This window comes from Actinoplanes sp. NPDC049668 (genome assembly GCF_044465445.1).
Taxonomy (GTDB): domain Bacteria; phylum Actinomycetota; class Actinomycetes; order Mycobacteriales; family Micromonosporaceae; genus Actinoplanes.
The window spans coordinates 1-15,696 of record NZ_JBITLR010000003.1 but is presented as its reverse complement, the minus strand read 5'-3'; the positions used below and the strand labels follow the sequence as shown (position 1 = coordinate 15,696).

Here is a 15,696-nt window from a genome sequence, read left to right as displayed (position 1 = left end):
CTCACTGTGCCATGCTTTCGCGCAGCGACTTGGGGCGCAGGTCGGTCCAGTTGGCGTCGACGTAGTCGACGGCCTCCTGGCGCGGCGCCGGTCCGAAGACGCTGCGCCAGCCCGCCGGGACCTCCTTGAAGGACGGCCACAGCGAGTGCTGCTCCTCGTCGTTCACGAGGACGTGGAAGGTGCCGTTCTCGTCATCGAACGGGTTGCTGGACACGACGTCTCCCCACCGATCTGCCTGAAAGTAAGGTCAGCCTAACCTACCCGCTGGAACACCGACGATCGCGGGATGACCAGCGGGGTGTGCGTCTCCGGATCGTCGATGATCCGGCAGCCCAGCCCGAAGACGTCCGCCACCAGCTCGGCCGTCATGACCTCGCGCGGGTCGCCCTGCGCCACGATCGCGCCCGACTTCATCACGACCAGATGATCGGCATACCGGGCGGCCTGGTTGAGGTCATGCAGCACGGCAACCATCGTGGTGCCCTGCTCCCGGTTGAGCCGGACGCAGAGCTCGAGCAGCTCGATCTGGTGCGCGATGTCCAGGAACGTCGTCGGCTCGTCGAGCAGCACGATCGGCGTCTGCTGGGCGAGCACCATCGCCACCCAGACCCGCTGCCGCTGCCCGCCGGACAGGGTGTCGACCAGCTCTCCGGAGAGTTCCGTCACACCCGTGGCGGCCATCGCCGCGACGACCGCGTCCTCGTCGGCGGCCGACCACTGCCGGATCAGCTTCTGGTGCGGGAACCGGCCCCGGGCGACCAGCTCGGCGACCGTGATCCCGTCCGGCGCGATCGACGACTGCGGCAGCAGCCCCAGCCGCCTCGCTACCTCCCGGGCCGGCCGGGAGTGGATGTCCCGGCCGTCGAGCAGCACCTCGCCACGGCCGGGCTTGAGCAGCCGGGACAGGGCGCGCAGCAGCGTCGACTTGCCGCAGGCGTTGGGCCCGATGATCGCGGTGACCCGGCCCTCGGGCACCTCGAAGTCCAGGTGCTCGCTGATCGTCTTCTTGTCGTACCCGACGGTGACGTCCCGGGCGACCAGACTCATCCGTGTTCCTCCCCTACCGCCGTGCCGGGCGTACCAGCAGCCAGAGTCATCCGTGCCCCCTACCGCCGCGCCTGGCGGACCAGGAGCCAGACGAAGTAGATGCCGCCCACCGAGACGGTCACGACGCCGACCGGCAGCTGGGTCGGCGCGAACGCGCGCTGGGCGAGCCAGTCGCTGAGCATCAGCAGGAACGCGCCCATCGCCGCCGACGGCAGCAGCGCGATGCCGCCGGTGCGGGTGAGCCGCTGCGCCAGCTGCGGCGCGGCCAGCGCGACGAAGGCGATCGGCCCGGCGGCCGCCGTCGCGACCGCGGTCAGGCCGACCCCGATGACCAGGTACACCAGCCGGGTCGGCTCCACCCGTACGCCGAGCGCGGCCGCCGCGTCCTCGCCCATCTCCAGCAGCGACAGCCGGGGCCCGAACGCGATCAGCGCCAGGCAGAGCACGCCGACGCCGGCCACCACCGGCACGACCTGCGACCAGCCGAGTCCGTTGAGGCTGCCCTGCGACCAGATCGTGGCCGCGTACGCCGCCTGCAGGTCGGCCTTGATGATGAACCACTGGTTGGCGGCGGCGAGCATGGCGCTGATCGCGATGCCCACGATGATCAGCCGGAAGCCCTGCACGCCGCGCTTGAACGCGAGCACGTAGACCACGATCGCGGTGGCCAGGCCGCCGACCAGCGCACCGGCCGCCGTGACGTAGTAGGAGTTGCCGACCAGCACCGCGGCGACGAGCACCCCGGTGAACGCGCCCGTGCTGAACCCGATGACGTCCGGGCTGCCGAGCGGGTTGCGGGTGAGCGCCTGGAAGACGGCGCCGGCGAGCCCGAGCGCGGCGCCGATGATCAGCGCGAGCAGCACCCGCGGCAGCCGCCACTCGACGACGACGAGCCGCGCCGCCCGGGTGCCCTCGCCGGACAGGGCACCCACCACCTCGCCCGGCGACAGCGTGAACTCGCCGGTACCCAGCGCCAGCACGGCCACCGCGAGCGCGGCCAGCACCAGCAGCAGGCAGACGAGCGCGGGCCGCACGCTCACCCGGGCCGATACACCGCGGTGCGGCCGGAGCACCAGCACCCGGCGGCCGAAGTCGACGCTCACAGTCCACTCACCCGGGACCGGCGGACCAGCCAGATGAGCACGGGCGCGCCCACGAACGCGGTGACGACGCCGACCCGCAGCTCGCCGGGCCGCAGGACCAGCCGCCCGACGATGTCGGCGAGCAGCAGCAGGATCGGCCCGCACACGACCGTGTATATGAAGATCCAGCGCTGGTCCGGGCCGACGAACCAGCGCACCACGTGCGGGATCATCAGGCCGACGAAGCCGATCGGCCCGACCGCGGCGACGGCGGCGCCGGTCAGCAGCATGACCGAGACGGTGGCCAGGAACCGAGTGCGCCCGACTCCGGCGCCGAGCGTGCGGGCCAGGTCGTCGCCGAGCGCGACCGCGTTCAGCGAGCGGGCGACCAGCAGGGCGAGCACGGTACCGGCGAGCACGAACGGCAGGATCGTCGTGGCGATCTCCAGCGGCCGCCCGGCGAGCGAGCCGACGTCCCAGAAGCGCAGGTAGTCGAAGGCGCGCGGGCGCAGCAGCCGGATGCCCTCGGAGGCACCGTCCATGACCGCGCCGAGCGCGACGCCGGCGAGCGTGAGCCGGATGGGCGTGGCACCGGCCCGCCCGGCGGACCCGAGCAGGTAGACCAGGCTCAGCGCGAACGCGACGCCGGCGAAGCCGAACCACATGTACTGCGACAGGCTGGTCAGGCCGAGCACGCCGACCGCGAACACCACGAACAGCCCGGCGCCGGCGTTGATGCCGAGGATCTGGCTGTCGGCGAGCGGATTTCGGGTGACCGCCTGGATGACCGCACCGGACAGTCCGAGGGCGACACCGGCGAGCAGGCCCAGGATCGTGCGCGGCACCCGCAGGTCCCGCACGATCGACTGATCGTCGGTGTCGGCGTAGTGGAAGAACGCGTCCCAGACCGTGCCGATGGAGACGTTGCGGGTGCCGATCGCGATGCTGGCCAGGCAGACCAGCGCGAGCACCCCCAGGCAGGCCAGCAGCCCGGCACTGCGCCGCATTCGCCCGGTCCCGGCGCCCGCCGCGGCGGCCGGCTCGGAGCGCGCGGGCGCCGGCGTACGCGTGAGGACCATGCGGCGAAGCTTAGGCTAACCTTCCTTGCGCGTCACCATCGGCTTCACCACCGGTCGGAGCCGGGCGTCACCATCGGCCGAGGCGGGCGGAGAGCACTGCGAGTGCGGCCATCCCAGCCGTCGAGGTCCGCAGCACCGCGTCGCCGAGCCGCACGGGATGCGCGCCGGCGCCGACGAAGGCGCCGAGCTCCTGGTCGCTGATGCCGCCCTCGGGCCCGACGATCAGCACGATCTCCCCGGCGTCGGGCAGCTTGGCCGCGGTGAGCCGGTCCGTCGCCTCCTCGTGCAGCACGAACGCGGCGGCGGCCTCGGGCAGCCGCGCGCAGACCCGCTTGGTGCTGACGTCCGGGGTACCCGAGACGACCGGCAGCCACGGCCGGCGCGCCTGCTTGGCGGCCTCGCGCGCGGTGTTGACCCACTTCTCCCGGGCCCGGTCGCCGCGCTCGCCGCGCCATTGCGCGACCGACCGCGAGGCGGCCCAGGGCACGATCTCGTCGACCCCGATCTCGGTCATGGCCTGCACGGCGAGCTCGCCCCGGTCGCCCTTGGCGATCCCCTGCACCACGACCAGCCGCGGGTCGGCCCCGGCCCGGAAGGCCCGGCCGAGCACGTTTACGTCGATGCTGCCCCGCCCCACGGCGGTGACCTCGGCGTTCGCGGTCCCGCCCCGCCCGTCGCCGAGCAGCAGCGCCTCACCGACCTTCAGCCGCTGCACGGTGGCGGCGTGATGCCCCTCGGCCCCGGCCAGGGTGTACCGCTTCCCGCCGGGCAGGTCGTCAACCAAGAACAGAGGCGCAGACACGAGCACACGCTACCCAACATCCGGCGCAAAGATCACCGGTCAGCTAGTGGCCGTTGAAGGCGTCCCGCATGCGGGAGAAGAAACCGCCCTGCTTGCTCAGCTCGGCGATGTCCTCGCCCCGGGTCTTCGCGAAGTCGCGCAGCATCCGCTCCTGGTCGGCGGTCAGCTTGGTCGGCGTCTTGACGTCGAGGTGCACGAAGAGCTCGCCGCGGCCCTGCCCGCGCAGGTGCGGCACGCCCTTGCCGCGGATGCGCAGGGTCGACGCCGGCTGGGTGCCCGGCTTGACCTCGATGTTCTCCTCGCTGTCCAGGGTCTTGATGGTCAGCCGCGTGCCCAGCGCCGCCGCGGTCATCGGCAGGGTCACCCGGCAGTGCAGGTCGTCGCCCTTGCGGGAGTAGACGTCGTGCGGGCGCTCGTGGATCTCCACGTAGAGGTCGCCTGCCGTGCCGCCGCCCGGGCCGACCTCGCCCTGCTGCGCCAGGCGGATGCGCATGCCGTCCTCGACGCCCGCCGGGATCTTCACCGTCAGGGAGCGGCGGGTGCGGATGCGGCCGTCGCCGGCGCAGGTGGGGCAGGGCTGCGGGATGACCGTGCCGTGGCCCTGGCAGACCTGGCAGGGCCGGGCCGAGACGACCTGGCCGAGGAAGGTGCGCTGCACCGACTGGACCTCGCCGCGGCCGCCGCACGTCTCGCAGGTGGCGAGGTGGGTGCCGGGCGCCGTGCCCGCGCCGGAGCACTGGGTGCAGAGCACTGCCGTGTCGACGGTGATCGGCGCCTCGACGCCGAAGGCCGTCTCCACCAGGTCCAGCTCCAGGCGCAGGATGGCGTCCGCGCCCGGGCGGGTGCGCGGCCGCGGGCCGCGCGAGCCGCCGCCGGCCGCCGTGCCGAAGAAGGCGTCCATGATGTCCTGGAAGCCCACGAACGGTCCGGCTCCGCCGGGGCCGCCGGGGCCGGCCGAACCGCCGCCGGGTGCCAGCGGGTCGCCGCCGAGGTCGACGATCTGACGCTTCTGGTCGTCCGAGAGCACCTCGTACGCCGCGTTGATGTCCTTGAACTTCTCGTGCGCTTCCGGGTCCGGATTGACGTCCGGATGGAATTGACGGGCCAGCTTGCGGTAGGCGCGCTTGATCTCGTCGTCGGTGGCTTCGCGGCCGATGCCGAGAATTCCGTAGTAGTCCTTGGCCACAGGGTTTCGAGTCCTCATGTCTGCCCCGCGCTTCGCGCTGGAGACCTTCGTCGCGGTTGCGTCAGTTTTGTGCCAGCAGGTCGCCAACGTAGCGTGCCACGGCACGCACGGTCGCGATGGTGCCGGGGTAATCCATCCGGGTGGGCCCCAGCACGCCGAGCCCACCAACGATCGTCGTACCCGGTCCGTAACCCGTGCTCACCACGGATGCCGCCCGCAGGTTGTCGATCTCGTTCTCATCGCCGATGCGGACCCGGGTGGTGCTGGGCTCGACCTCGCCGATGAGTTTGAGGAGGATGACCTCCTCCTCGAGCGCCTCCAGGACCGGCCGCAGCGAGCCCTGAAAGTCCAGCACGCCGCCGCGGGTCAGGTTCGCCGTACCCGCCAGGGCGAGGCGTTCCTCACTGCGCTCGACCAGCGTCTCCAGCAGCACCGACGCGACGCAGGCCATGGTGTTGCGCATGGCCGGGTCCGACTCCTCGACCAGGGCGGCGACCAGCGGCGGGGTGTCGGACAGCTTGACGCCGCTCAGCTTGGCGTTGATCTTGCGGCGCATGTCCAGCACGTCGTCGTTCGCCGTCGGCGCCGGCAGCTCGACGAGGCGCTGCTCGACCCGGCCGGTATCGGCGATCATCACCAGCATCAGCCGGGTGGTGGAGATCGGCACCAGCTCGAGGTGGCGCACGGACGAGCGGGCCAGGCTCGGATACTGCACGACCGCGACCTGGCGGGTGAGCTGGGCGAGCAGGCGGACCGTGCGGTGCACCACGTCGTCGAGGTCGACCGCGCCGACCAGGAAGCGCTCGATCGCGCGCCGCTCGGCCGGGCTCAGCGGCTTGACCCGGGACAGCCGGTCGACGAAGAGGCGGTAGCCGGCGTCGGTGGGCACCCGGCCGGCGCTGGTGTGCGGCTGCCGGATGTAGCCCTCCTCCTCGAGGACGGCCATGTCGTTGCGGACCGTCGCCGGGGAGACGCCGAGCTGGTGGCGCTCGACCAGGGCCTTGCTGCCGACGGGCTCCTGGGTCGACACGTAGTCCTCGACGATGGCGCGGAGCACTTCGAGCTTGCGGTCGTCGAGACTCACTCCGAACCCTCCCCGCCCGTTTGGCACTCGTCAAAGTCGAGTGCCAGTCTACGTCGCCGCCACGCCGCGCGCGATGATCAGTCTTCGGTGCTCGCGACGGTTAGCCGACTGTCTATTCTCCGCCCTCGCGCGGCATGTTGCCCTCGCCACGTTCGACCTGCGGTCCTACCGTGTGCGACATGACTGAACCGCCGCGCCCGCCCGGTGAGGGGAACCCCTCGGACCCCACCGCGCCATTCAACCCATATCCGGGTAACGATCCGACACCCGGATCGGCCCCGCCGCCGCCCCCGGCGTACGGCTCGCCCCAGCCGCCGACCTACGGCACCCCGCCGCCGACCTCCGGCGGCGGCTACGGACCCCCGCCCGGCTCGGGGGCACCCGGCGGCTACGGACCTCCGCCCGGCTCGGGAGCACCCGGCGGCTACGGCCAGCAGCCCGGCTACGGCCAGCAGCCCGGCTACGGCCAGCAGCCCGGCGGCTACCCGCCGCAGGGCTACGGGCAGCCCGGCGGCGACGACAAGACCTGGATCCTGGTCGCCCACTTCGGCGGCGCGGCCGGCGCCTTCCTCGGCGGCGGCTGCTCGGGCTGGATCGCGCCGCTGGTGGCGCTGCTGGCCCGGGGCAACCAGTCCCCGGTCGTGCGGGCCGAGGCGATCAAGGCGCTGAACTTCCAGATCCTCTGGTCGATCGTCGCGATCGTCGGCTGGATTCTGACCTGCGCGCTGGTCGGGTTCATCATCGGCCCGGCCGCCTGGGCCATCGGCACGATCTTCGGCATCATCGCCGGCGTCAAGGCGAACAACAACGAGCCGTACAACTACCCGCTCACGGTCTCGATGATCAAGTAGTGGCCGCCCGTGGCGCCGGGCCCCGGCCCGGCGTCACGGCAGCAGGTCGCGGATGACCGCGTCGGCGAGCAGCCGGCCGCGCAGCGTCAGCACGATCTGGCCGCCGGCATAGGCGCCCGGCTCCAGCAGGCCGTCCGCGAGGGCCCGCGCGGCGCCGGCCAGCCCGACCGCGTCGAGCCCGGCCAGCGGCAGCCCGTCGCTCAGCCGCACCCGCAGCATCACGTCCTCGACGTGCCGGTCGGCGTCCGTCAGAATCTCGCGCCCCAACCCGGGCGAGACACCCTCTTCGACCCTTTTCGCGTACGCCGTGGGGTGCTTGACGTTCCACCACCGCACGCCGCCGACGTGGCTGTGCGCGCCCGGCCCGAGCCCCCACCAGTCGCCGCCGGTCCAGTAGAGCAGGTTGTGCCGGCAGCGCGCCTGCGGCGAGGTCGCCCAGTTGGACACCTCGTACCAGGAGAAGCCCGCGCCGCCGAGCGCCTCCTCCGCCGCCAGGTAGCGGTCCGCGGCGACGTCGTCCTCCGGGTACGGCAGCTCGCCGCGCCGCATCTTCGCCGCCATCCGGGTGCCGTCCTCGACGATCAGCGAGTACGCGCTGACGTGGTCGACCCCCGCCCCGATCGCCGCGTCCAGCGAGGCGGCGAAGTCCTCCGGCCGCTCACCCGGCGTTCCGTAGATCAGGTCCAGGTTGACGTGCTCGAAGCCGGCCTCGCGGGCCTCGATCGCGGCCTGCGGCGCCCGGCCCGCCGTGTGCTTGCGGTCGAGGATCGCCAGCACGCCCGGCGCGGCGGACTGCATGCCCAGCGAGATCCGGGTGTAGCCGGCGCCGCGCAGCGCCCGCAGCGAGCGCGGGTCGACCGACTCGGGGTTGGCCTCGGTGGTGATCTCGGCGTCGCCGGCCAGCCCCCAGGTCTTGTCGATGCCCTCGAGGATCCGGCCGAGGTCGCCCGCGTCGAGCAGGGTCGGCGTGCCGCCGCCGACGAAGACGGTGTCGACCCGGGCGCCGGTCACGGTCGCGGCCAGCCTCAGCTCGGCCAGCACCGCGTCGGCGTAGCCCTCCCGGCTCGCGCCGCCGCCGAGCTCACTGGCCGTGTACGTGTTGAAGTCGCAGTACCCGCAGCGGCTCGCGCAGAACGGGACGTGTACGTAGACCCCGAACCCGCGCCGGCCGACCTCGCGCAGGGCGCTGTTGGGCAGGGAGCCGTCGCTGGGTACGGGCTCACCGTCGGGTGGAGGACCAGGCATCCGTCAAGTGTGCACGCACCCCGTTAAGGTTCCGGCATGGAGCTGGTCCGTACCGCCACCGATGCCGGGATCGCCACCTTGACCCTGGACAGCCCGGCGAACCGAAATGCCCTTTCCGCCCTGCTGATGCGCGAGCTGCTCGACGCTCTCGGCGCCGCGCTCACCGACACCGAGGTCCGGGCGGTGGTGATCTCGCACACCGGGCCGGTCTTCTGCTCGGGCGCCGACCTGAAGGAGACCGCCGAGGCCCGCGAGACCGGCAAGATCCCGGCTGAGCTGCTCGCGGACGTGCTCGCGGCGATCTGGGAGTTCCCCAAGCCGGTGCTGGCCCGGATCGCCGGCCCGGCCCGGGCGGGCGGGCTCGGCCTGGTCGCCGCCGCCGACATCGCCGTCTGTACCCGGGACGCGACGTTCGCCTTCTCCGAGGTGCGGCTCGGCGTGATCCCCGCGGTGATCAGCGCCACCGTGCTGCCGCGGCTGGCACCCCGCGCGGCGGCCGAGTTCTACCTCACCGGCGAGGTCTTCGACGGCGTACGGGCCGCAGAGATCGGGCTGGTCACCGCCGCGGTCGAGGCCGACCGGCTGGACGAGGCCGTCGCCGCGTACGCCGGTGCCCTGGTCCGTGGTGGTCCGCTGGCCCTGGCCGGCACCAAGCAGCTGCTGCGCCGCCCGCCGGCCGACACCATCCGCGCCGACCTGGCCGACCTGTCGGCCCGCTCCGCGGGTTACTTCCGATCGGCCGAGGGGCGCGAAGGCGTCGCGGCCTTCCGGGAGAAGCGTCCCGCCTCCTGGGTACCGGTGACTCACGACACGAGCGCCCGTTGATTACCCTTGTCACCTGACGGAGGGAGTGCGCGTGCAGAGAAAGCCGGTTGTACTGGTGGCTTTGCTCGCGCTCGTCGGCGCCCTCGGGGTGGTCGTCGCCGTCCGGTCCATCGGCGGATCGCTGCAGCTGCCGCACCTCGGGCCCGAGTGCACGGTGCGCGCCGACGGCGAGGTCACGCTCGACCTGGTCCAGATGGCGAACGCCGCGACGATCGCCGCGGTCGGCGTCCGGCGCAAGATGCCCGAGCGGGCCGTGGTGGTCGCCCTGGCCACCGCCTTCCAGGAATCCAAGCTGGAGAACCTGGACAGCGGTGACCGGGACTCGGTCGGGCTGTTCCAGCAGCGGCCCAGCCAGGGCTGGGGCACGGTGGAGAAGATCCAGGATCCCCGGTACGCCGCGACCAAGTTCTACGCCTCCCTCAAGAAGGTCAAGGGCTGGGAGAAGATGCGGGTCACCGACGCCGCGCAGAAGGTGCAGCGCTCGGCCTACCCGAACGCGTACGAGAAGTGGGCCGACGAGTCCGCGGTGCTCGCCAAGGCGCTGACCGGCCGCAAGGGCGGCGCGGTCGAGTGCACGATCACCGGCGAGCCCGCCCTGCGCGGCGCCGCCGCGGCCACGGCGCTGGCGGACGGCATGCGCCTCGACTGGGGCAACGGCCTCGACTCCATCGAGTCGCCGCGGCCCGGCGGCATTTCCGTCGCCGTCGAGGACGTCAAGATCGGCTGGCGCTACGCGCACTGGCTCGTCTCGCACGCCAGCGGCACCGGCCTCTCGCGGGTGCGCTTCGGCAGCCTCGAGTGGAACGCGGGCGACGGCACGTGGCAGCCGGTAACCGGCGGGCGGACCGCGGACAACGCCACAGTGGTGGCCGAGGTCTTCAGCTGAGCTGCCATCGAGGGACGTGAGCAGGAATCGTTCGCTCCTCACCTTCATTGCGCTGCGTATATATGAACGTGGACAGACAGCGACCGGCCTGGTACTAGTTATTCGTGCTCCACGCCATCGAATGGGTCCTCCTCGGAGCCACGAGCGTCATCGCCGTTGTCATCGGAGTCCGCCGCCACAAGCCGGCACGGGTCGGCCCCTGGCTTCTGCTCGCCGCCGCGGTCGCCGCGCTGGCCATCGGTGACGTCTTCTACGCCACCGGCCGCCACCCGGCCGCGGACGTCTCCTACCTGGTGATGTTCGCCCTGGTCGCGCTGGCCATGCTGCGCCTGACCCGGGCCGGTGCGATCCTGATGAACCGGGCACGGCTGATCGACCTGCTCGCGTTCGCGTGCTCGTCGCTGCTGGTGGTGTGGGTCTTCGTGATCGGCGACACCGGCCGGTTCGGCAGCGTCTCGGCGGCCGACGTGATCGGCGGCCTGCTGCTGGTCGGCGTCGCCGTAAGGCTGATCGTGGCGGCCTGGTTCAACTGGTCGGCGGTGCTGCTCGGCGTCGGCGCGCTGGGCATGCTGATCAGCGACATCGCGTACCCGATGGCGCCGAACGCCGGCACCGAGGCCGGCTACGTCGTGCTCTACCTGGCCTGGGGCGCCGCGGCGCTGCACCCGTCGATGGCCCGGCTGACCAGCCCGGCGCCGGCCCGCCCGTCCACCTGGCAGAGCCACTGGACCGCGCTGCTCGGCCTCTCCGTCGCGGCGCCGCCGCTGGTCCTGCTGATCGAGGCCCTCTCCGGCACGGTCCGCGACGGCGTGGCGATCGCCGTGGTCGGCGGCCTCACGCTGGTGTTGACCTTCACCCGTCTGGCTGATTCGGTCTCGCAGAACGGCCTGGCGCTGACCCGCGAGCGGGTGCTGCGGGAGGCCAGCGCGGCCCTGGTCGCGGCCGCCGACGAGGCGGCGGTGGACGAGGCGGTCCGGGCCGCGGTCACCCAGCTGCTGCCGCCGCACGACGTGCGCCGCATCGTCTTCGCGACCGACGACCGCCAGCTCACCCTCGCGGCCCTGCCGGCGGCCGAGTCCGGCCCCCGCCCCCGCAGCTGGTGGCTGGACGAGAAGCGGACCGACGACCAGGGCGCGGCCGAGGGCACCCTGGTCTGCCCGCTGTGGCTGGAGCCGCTGGCGGTGGCCCGCCCGAACGGCGGCGCGCTGGTGCTCTCCGGCCGCCTGGACATGCTGACGGCGAGCCGAGACGCGTGCGAGGTGCTGGCCGGGCAGGCCGCGCTGGCCCTGGACCGGATCTCGCTGGTGGAGGCGGTCGGCCGCCGCGACAGCGACCTGTACCTGCGCGCGGTCATCCGCAACACCGCCGACATCATGCTGGTCATCGACGAGGACCAGCAGATCCGGTACGCGAGCCCGGCGCTGCGCGAGCTGATCGGGGTGGCGGACCTGCCGCCGTTCACGACCCTGCACGACCTGGTGCACCCCGACGACCGCGGCCAGGTACGCCGGGCGCTGCGGGACGAGGGCGACGGCGTGGTCTACTGCGCGCTGCAGCGCCCGGACCAGCGCCAGATCCTGGTCGAGGCGACCTACCGCGACCTGCGCGAAGACCGCCTGGTGCAGGGGTACGTGGTGACGATGCGCGACATCACGGGCGCGCAGGACCCGATGGACCGGGTGCCGCACCTGGAGCACGTGGACGAGCTGCCGGCCTGGGTCAACCGCCGCAGCGCCCAGCACAAGTTCCGCTACTGACCGATCACCCGACACGCCGAAGCCCCGGGCCTGAGGCCCGGGGCTTCGGCGTCTGTCGCTAGGTCAGCGGGTGATGCGGCGACGGCCGCTGGCACCAACCACCAGGGCCACCCCGATGGCGGCCAGCACGACCTGGAAGGCCAGCTCGATCCAGTCGATGCCACCGGTCGAGGCGACGCCGAAGGCGTTGGCGAGCACGGTGCCCAGCAGCGCGGCGACGACACCGATGACCATGGTCAGCCAGATCGGGATGTTCTGCTTGCCGGGCACGACCAGCCGGCCGAGCGCGCCGATGATCAGGCCGATGATGAGTGCGGTGATGATGCCGGTGACAGTCATTGGGGGTCCCCCTCGGGGTAGAGAAGTTGTTGCGTTCGTCTGACCCCGAAGTTCCCGAGCGTGCCGGAAACCAAACCGCCTTACTTCTTGCCGCCCTTGTTTTCACCCGAATCGGAGGTCGAGAGCGCGGCGATGAAGGCCTCCTGCGGCACCTCGACCCGCCCGACCATCTTCATCCGCTTCTTGCCTTCCTTCTGCTTCTCGAGCAGCTTGCGCTTGCGGCTGATGTCACCGCCGTAGCACTTGGCAAGGACGTCCTTGCGAATGGCACGGATGGTCTCCCGGGCGATGATCCGGCTGCCGATGGCGGCCTGGATCGGCACCTCGAACTGCTGCCGCGGAATGAGCTTCTGCAGCTTCGACGCGATGGTGACGCCGTAGTTGTAGGCCTTGTCCTTGTGCACGATCGCGCTGAACGCGTCCACGGGCTCGCCGTGCAGCAGAATGTCCACCTTGACCAGCTCGGCCGCCTGCTCGCCCGAGGGCTCGTAGTCAAGCGACGCGTAGCCCTTGGTCTTGCTCTTGAGCTGGTCGAAGAAGTCGAAGATGATCTCGCCCAGCGGCAGCGTGTAGCGCAGCTCCACCCGCTCGGTGGACAGGTATTCCATGCCCAGCAGCTGGCCCCGGCGGCCCTGGCAGAGCTCCATGACCGCGCCGACGAACTCGTTGGGGACGAGGACCGTCGCCCGCACCGTCGGCTCATGGATCTCGGCGATCTTGCCCTCGGGGAACTCGCTCGGGTTGGTGACGACGAACTCTGCGGCGTCCTCGGTGAACACCCGGTAGACCACGTTCGGCGCGGTCGAGATCAGGTCCAGGTTGAACTCACGCTCGAGCCGCTCCCCGATGATCTCGAGGTGCAGCAGGCCCAGGAAGCCACACCGGAAGCCGAACCCGAGCGCGGTGCTGGTCTCCGGCTCATAGGTCAGCGAGGCGTCGTTGAGCTGCAGCTTGTCGAGCGCGTCCCGCAGCGCCGGGTAGTCGGAGCCGTCGATCGGGTACAGCCCCGAGTAGACCATCGGCTTCGGGTCGGAGTAGCCGCCGAGCGCCTGCTGGGCCGGCCGGTTGTTGCCGGTCACGGTGTCGCCGACCCGGGACTGGCGAACGTCCTTCACCCCGGTGATGAGGTAGCCGACCTCGCCGACACCGAGGGCGCCGGCCTTCTCCATCTCGGGCGAGACGACGCCGATCTCCAGCAGCTCGTGCACCGCCCCGGTGGACATCATCTTGATCCGGTCCCGAGCCTCGATCCGCCCGTCGATGACCCGGACATAGGTCACCACGCCACGGTAGACGTCGTACACCGAGTCGAAGATCATCGCGCGGGCCGGCGCGTCGGCGTCGCCGACCGGCGGCTGGAACTGGCGGACGACCTCGTCGAGCAGGTGCGCCACCCCGACGCCGGTCTTGCCGGAGACCCTGAGCACGTCCGACGGCTCGCAGCCGATCAGCTTGGCGAGCTCCTCGGCGTACTTCTCCGGCTGGGCGGCCGGCAGGTCGATCTTGTTGAGCACCGGGATGATGTGCAGGTCGTTCTCCATCGCCAGGTACAGGTTGGCGAGCGTCTGCGCCTCGATACCCTGCGCCGCGTCGACGAGCAGGACCGCGCCCTCACAGGCGGCGAGGCTGCGGGAGACCTCATAGGTGAAGTCGACGTGCCCAGGCGTGTCGATCATGTTGAGGACCGCGGTGTCGCCCGCCCGCTCGCCCTCCCGGACGATCCACGGCATGCGCACGGCCTGGCTCTTGATGGTGATGCCACGCTCGCGCTCGATGTCCATCCGGTCGAGATACTGAGCGCGCATCTGCCGTGGGTCGACCACGCCGGTGATCTGCAACATGCGGTCGGCCAGGGTCGACTTCCCGTGGTCGATGTGCGCAATGATGCAGAAGTTGCGGATGCGACCCGGATCGGTCGCTCCGATGATGTTCACGCCGGGGTCGAGCGGTCCAGGCACGATCGTCCGTTCTTCTCAAGCGAGCTGGCTACCGGCGAAGGCGCCGGCAACGTCTATCGTCCCACGCCGCCACCGAGCGCCAGGATCACACCCGGTCGAGCGCCCGATGAGGCGAACCGGGAAGCTCGACGCTGATCCGATCCCCCGGCCGCACAGCACCGCCGTGCAGGACAACGGCCATGACACCCGCCTTACGCACCAGGCTGCCACCGGCATCGCGGCCGAGCACGTGTTTGAGCAGCCCACTCCGGTAGCCGTTGATCTGCTGACAGGGGTTACGCAGCCCCGTGATGATCACCGCCGGCCGCGGAACGCCCCCACCCACGGCAGACCCCTCGCCCTCAATCCGCGCGGCAAGCACCGCCACAACAGGAGCGATGTGCGCCTCGATACGCGCAGCGGCAGCAGCAGTAATGACAGCCGCCGCCCCCTCGGGTGGCCCGACCCAACCCGCCGCCCCCTCCGAGAACCCACCCCGCCCTTCCACACCCACCGGCGACCCAACCCCACCCACCCGGGCGCCACCGTCACCCGCCGCACCCACCGGGGAACCACCGCCATCCACACCCACCGGGCCCGCGGCCGGCTCGCCACCCCCGACGGGCGCCCGGCGAGACCCACCCCCACCCACCGGGGCGCCGCCGTCATCCCCCGCACCCACCGGGGAACCAGCGCCACCGATCGCGGCCACTGAGAGTCCAACCCCACCCGTCGCACCCTCCCAAGGCCCGACCTGGCCTGCGGATCCGTCCGAGGGCTCGCCCGTGGTTGCGGAAGTGGCCTCGCCCGCCGGCGGCGGACCGAAGCGCAGGATCGTTCCGACCGGCAGTCCGAGCAGATCGAGGCCGACGGTGGTGAGGTTCTCGCCCAGGCCGCCCGCCGGCACCTCGTAGCCCTCCGGGCGCACCTCGTCGTGCAGTTCGGCGTGGATGAGATGCACCTGGCGCAGGTTGGGCTGCGTCGGGTCCGCGGCCACCCGGCTCCGGTGCTTGACCGTCACGCCCGCGTGAACGTCACCCTCAACGCCCAGGCCGGCGATCAGGGTGATCTCGTCCCGGTTCGGCTTGGTGAACGAGTAGACGTCATTGCAGCTCACCGCAGCGACAACACCCCACCGCCCCGGTCCCGCACCGACTACCCCGGCAGCCGCCGGCTCCTGCTGATAAGCGCCCATGGGCCCGAGTCTGCCCAAGCAACACCACCTCCTCGACCACGTTTCCCACCACCCGAGCCCTCCCACGCAGCCCAGCCCTCCACCAGCCCACGCAGCCCAGCCCTCCACCAGCCCACGCAGCCCAGCCCTCCACCAGCCCACGCAGCCCAGCCCTCCACCAGCCCACGCAGCCCAGCCCTCCACCAGCCCACGCAGCCCAGCCCTCCACCAGCCCACGCAGCCCAGCCCTCCACCAGCCCACGCAGCCCAGCCCTCCACCAGCCCACGCAGCCCAGCCCTCCACCAGCCCACGCAGCCCAGCCCTCCACCAGCCCACGCAGCCCAGCCCTCCACCAGCCCACGCAGCCCAGCCCTCCACCAGCCCACGCAGCCCAGCCCTCC

At 71.8% G+C, this 15,696-nt stretch carries 15 protein-coding genes; 4 read left to right on the top strand and 11 right to left on the bottom strand.

Translation table 11 applies throughout. From position 1 onward, the window contains the following. Nucleotide 1: 1 nt before the first annotated feature. The 7 genes from ACIBSW_RS12710 to hrcA all read right to left on the bottom strand — a co-directional run bounded on the left by ACIBSW_RS12710 (nt 2) and on the right by hrcA (nt 6,280). Entirely contained in the window at nt 2–214 is a 213-nt protein-coding gene (locus ACIBSW_RS12710) for an MbtH family protein (RefSeq protein ID WP_184996903.1), read from the bottom strand. Nucleotides 215–252: 38 nt separating this feature from the next. Beyond that, on the bottom strand, nt 253–1,047 hold the full coding sequence (locus ACIBSW_RS12705; protein WP_354720633.1) for an ABC transporter ATP-binding protein: 795 nt from the start codon (nt 1,045–1,047) through the stop codon (nt 253–255). Nucleotides 1,048–1,106: 59 nt separating this feature from the next. Continuing rightward, the gene (locus ACIBSW_RS12700; protein ID WP_354720635.1) at nt 1,107–2,150 is read right to left on the bottom strand and encodes an iron chelate uptake ABC transporter family permease subunit; all 1,044 of its coding nucleotides are present in this window, start codon (nt 2,148–2,150) and stop codon (nt 1,107–1,109) included. Further along, the gene (locus tag ACIBSW_RS12695) at nt 2,147–3,208 is read right to left on the bottom strand and encodes an iron chelate uptake ABC transporter family permease subunit (protein ID WP_354720637.1); all 1,062 of its coding nucleotides are present in this window, start codon (nt 3,206–3,208) and stop codon (nt 2,147–2,149) included. The genes ACIBSW_RS12700 and ACIBSW_RS12695 overlap by 4 nt, the downstream gene beginning before the upstream one ends. A 67-nt stretch (nt 3,209–3,275) precedes the next feature. Then, a complete protein-coding gene (locus tag ACIBSW_RS12690; protein WP_354720639.1) occupies nt 3,276–4,010 on the bottom strand; it encodes a 16S rRNA (uracil(1498)-N(3))-methyltransferase in 735 nt (244 codons plus the stop codon). A gap of 43 nt (nt 4,011–4,053) precedes the next feature. Continuing rightward, nucleotides 4,054–5,196 carry a molecular chaperone DnaJ gene (dnaJ, locus tag ACIBSW_RS12685; protein WP_354720663.1) on the bottom strand — a complete coding sequence of 381 codons (1,143 nt, stop codon included), beginning with the start codon at nt 5,194–5,196 and terminating at the stop codon, nt 4,054–4,056. Between the two features lie 61 nt (nt 5,197–5,257). Beyond that, on the bottom strand, nt 5,258–6,280 hold the full coding sequence (gene hrcA / locus ACIBSW_RS12680; protein ID WP_354720641.1) for a heat-inducible transcriptional repressor HrcA: 1,023 nt from the start codon (nt 6,278–6,280) through the stop codon (nt 5,258–5,260). A 179-nt stretch (nt 6,281–6,459) separates the two neighbouring features. On the opposite strand from hrcA, the gene ACIBSW_RS12675 reads away from it, so the two are divergent. Next, nucleotides 6,460–7,131 (top strand): DUF4870 domain-containing protein, encoded by a 672-nt coding sequence (locus ACIBSW_RS12675; RefSeq protein ID WP_354720642.1) that lies wholly within the window; start codon nt 6,460–6,462, stop codon nt 7,129–7,131. 33 nt (nt 7,132–7,164) lie between these two features. Here the strand turns inward: ACIBSW_RS12675 and hemW are convergent, their stop codons facing one another. Then, nucleotides 7,165–8,376: a radical SAM family heme chaperone HemW gene (gene hemW, locus ACIBSW_RS12670; RefSeq protein ID WP_354720644.1), complete on the bottom strand. Its 1,212-nt coding sequence runs from the start codon at nt 8,374–8,376 to the stop codon at nt 7,165–7,167. A gap of 36 nt (nt 8,377–8,412) precedes the next feature. Between hemW and ACIBSW_RS12665 the strand changes: the two genes are divergently transcribed. The 3 genes from ACIBSW_RS12665 (at nt 8,413) to ACIBSW_RS12655 (ending at nt 11,844) form a co-directional block, all read left to right on the top strand. After that, on the top strand, nt 8,413–9,201 hold the full coding sequence (locus ACIBSW_RS12665; protein ID WP_354720646.1) for an enoyl-CoA hydratase-related protein: 789 nt from the start codon (nt 8,413–8,415) through the stop codon (nt 9,199–9,201). Between the two features lie 25 nt (nt 9,202–9,226). Further along, nucleotides 9,227–10,087, top strand: a complete 861-nt coding sequence (locus ACIBSW_RS12660; protein WP_354720648.1) for a hypothetical protein — start codon at nt 9,227–9,229, stop codon at nt 10,085–10,087. A 104-nt stretch (nt 10,088–10,191) separates the two neighbouring features. Continuing rightward, on the top strand, nt 10,192–11,844 hold the full coding sequence (locus ACIBSW_RS12655) for a PAS domain S-box protein (protein ID WP_354720650.1): 1,653 nt from the start codon (nt 10,192–10,194) through the stop codon (nt 11,842–11,844). A gap of 63 nt (nt 11,845–11,907) precedes the next feature. Here the strand turns inward: ACIBSW_RS12655 and ACIBSW_RS12650 are convergent, their stop codons facing one another. From ACIBSW_RS12650 to ACIBSW_RS12640, 3 genes are all read right to left on the bottom strand, one after another. Beyond that, nucleotides 11,908–12,183: a GlsB/YeaQ/YmgE family stress response membrane protein gene (locus ACIBSW_RS12650; protein WP_354720652.1), complete on the bottom strand. Its 276-nt coding sequence runs from the start codon at nt 12,181–12,183 to the stop codon at nt 11,908–11,910. 80 nt (nt 12,184–12,263) lie between these two features. Continuing rightward, nucleotides 12,264–14,141 (bottom strand): translation elongation factor 4, encoded by a 1,878-nt coding sequence (gene lepA / locus ACIBSW_RS12645; protein WP_354720654.1) that lies wholly within the window; start codon nt 14,139–14,141, stop codon nt 12,264–12,266. A gap of 85 nt (nt 14,142–14,226) precedes the next feature. After that, nucleotides 14,227–15,315, bottom strand: coding sequence for a transcription elongation factor (locus ACIBSW_RS12640; RefSeq protein ID WP_354720656.1), 1,089 nt, complete (start codon nt 15,313–15,315; stop codon nt 14,227–14,229). Between the last annotated feature and the right edge of the window lie 381 nt (nt 15,316–15,696).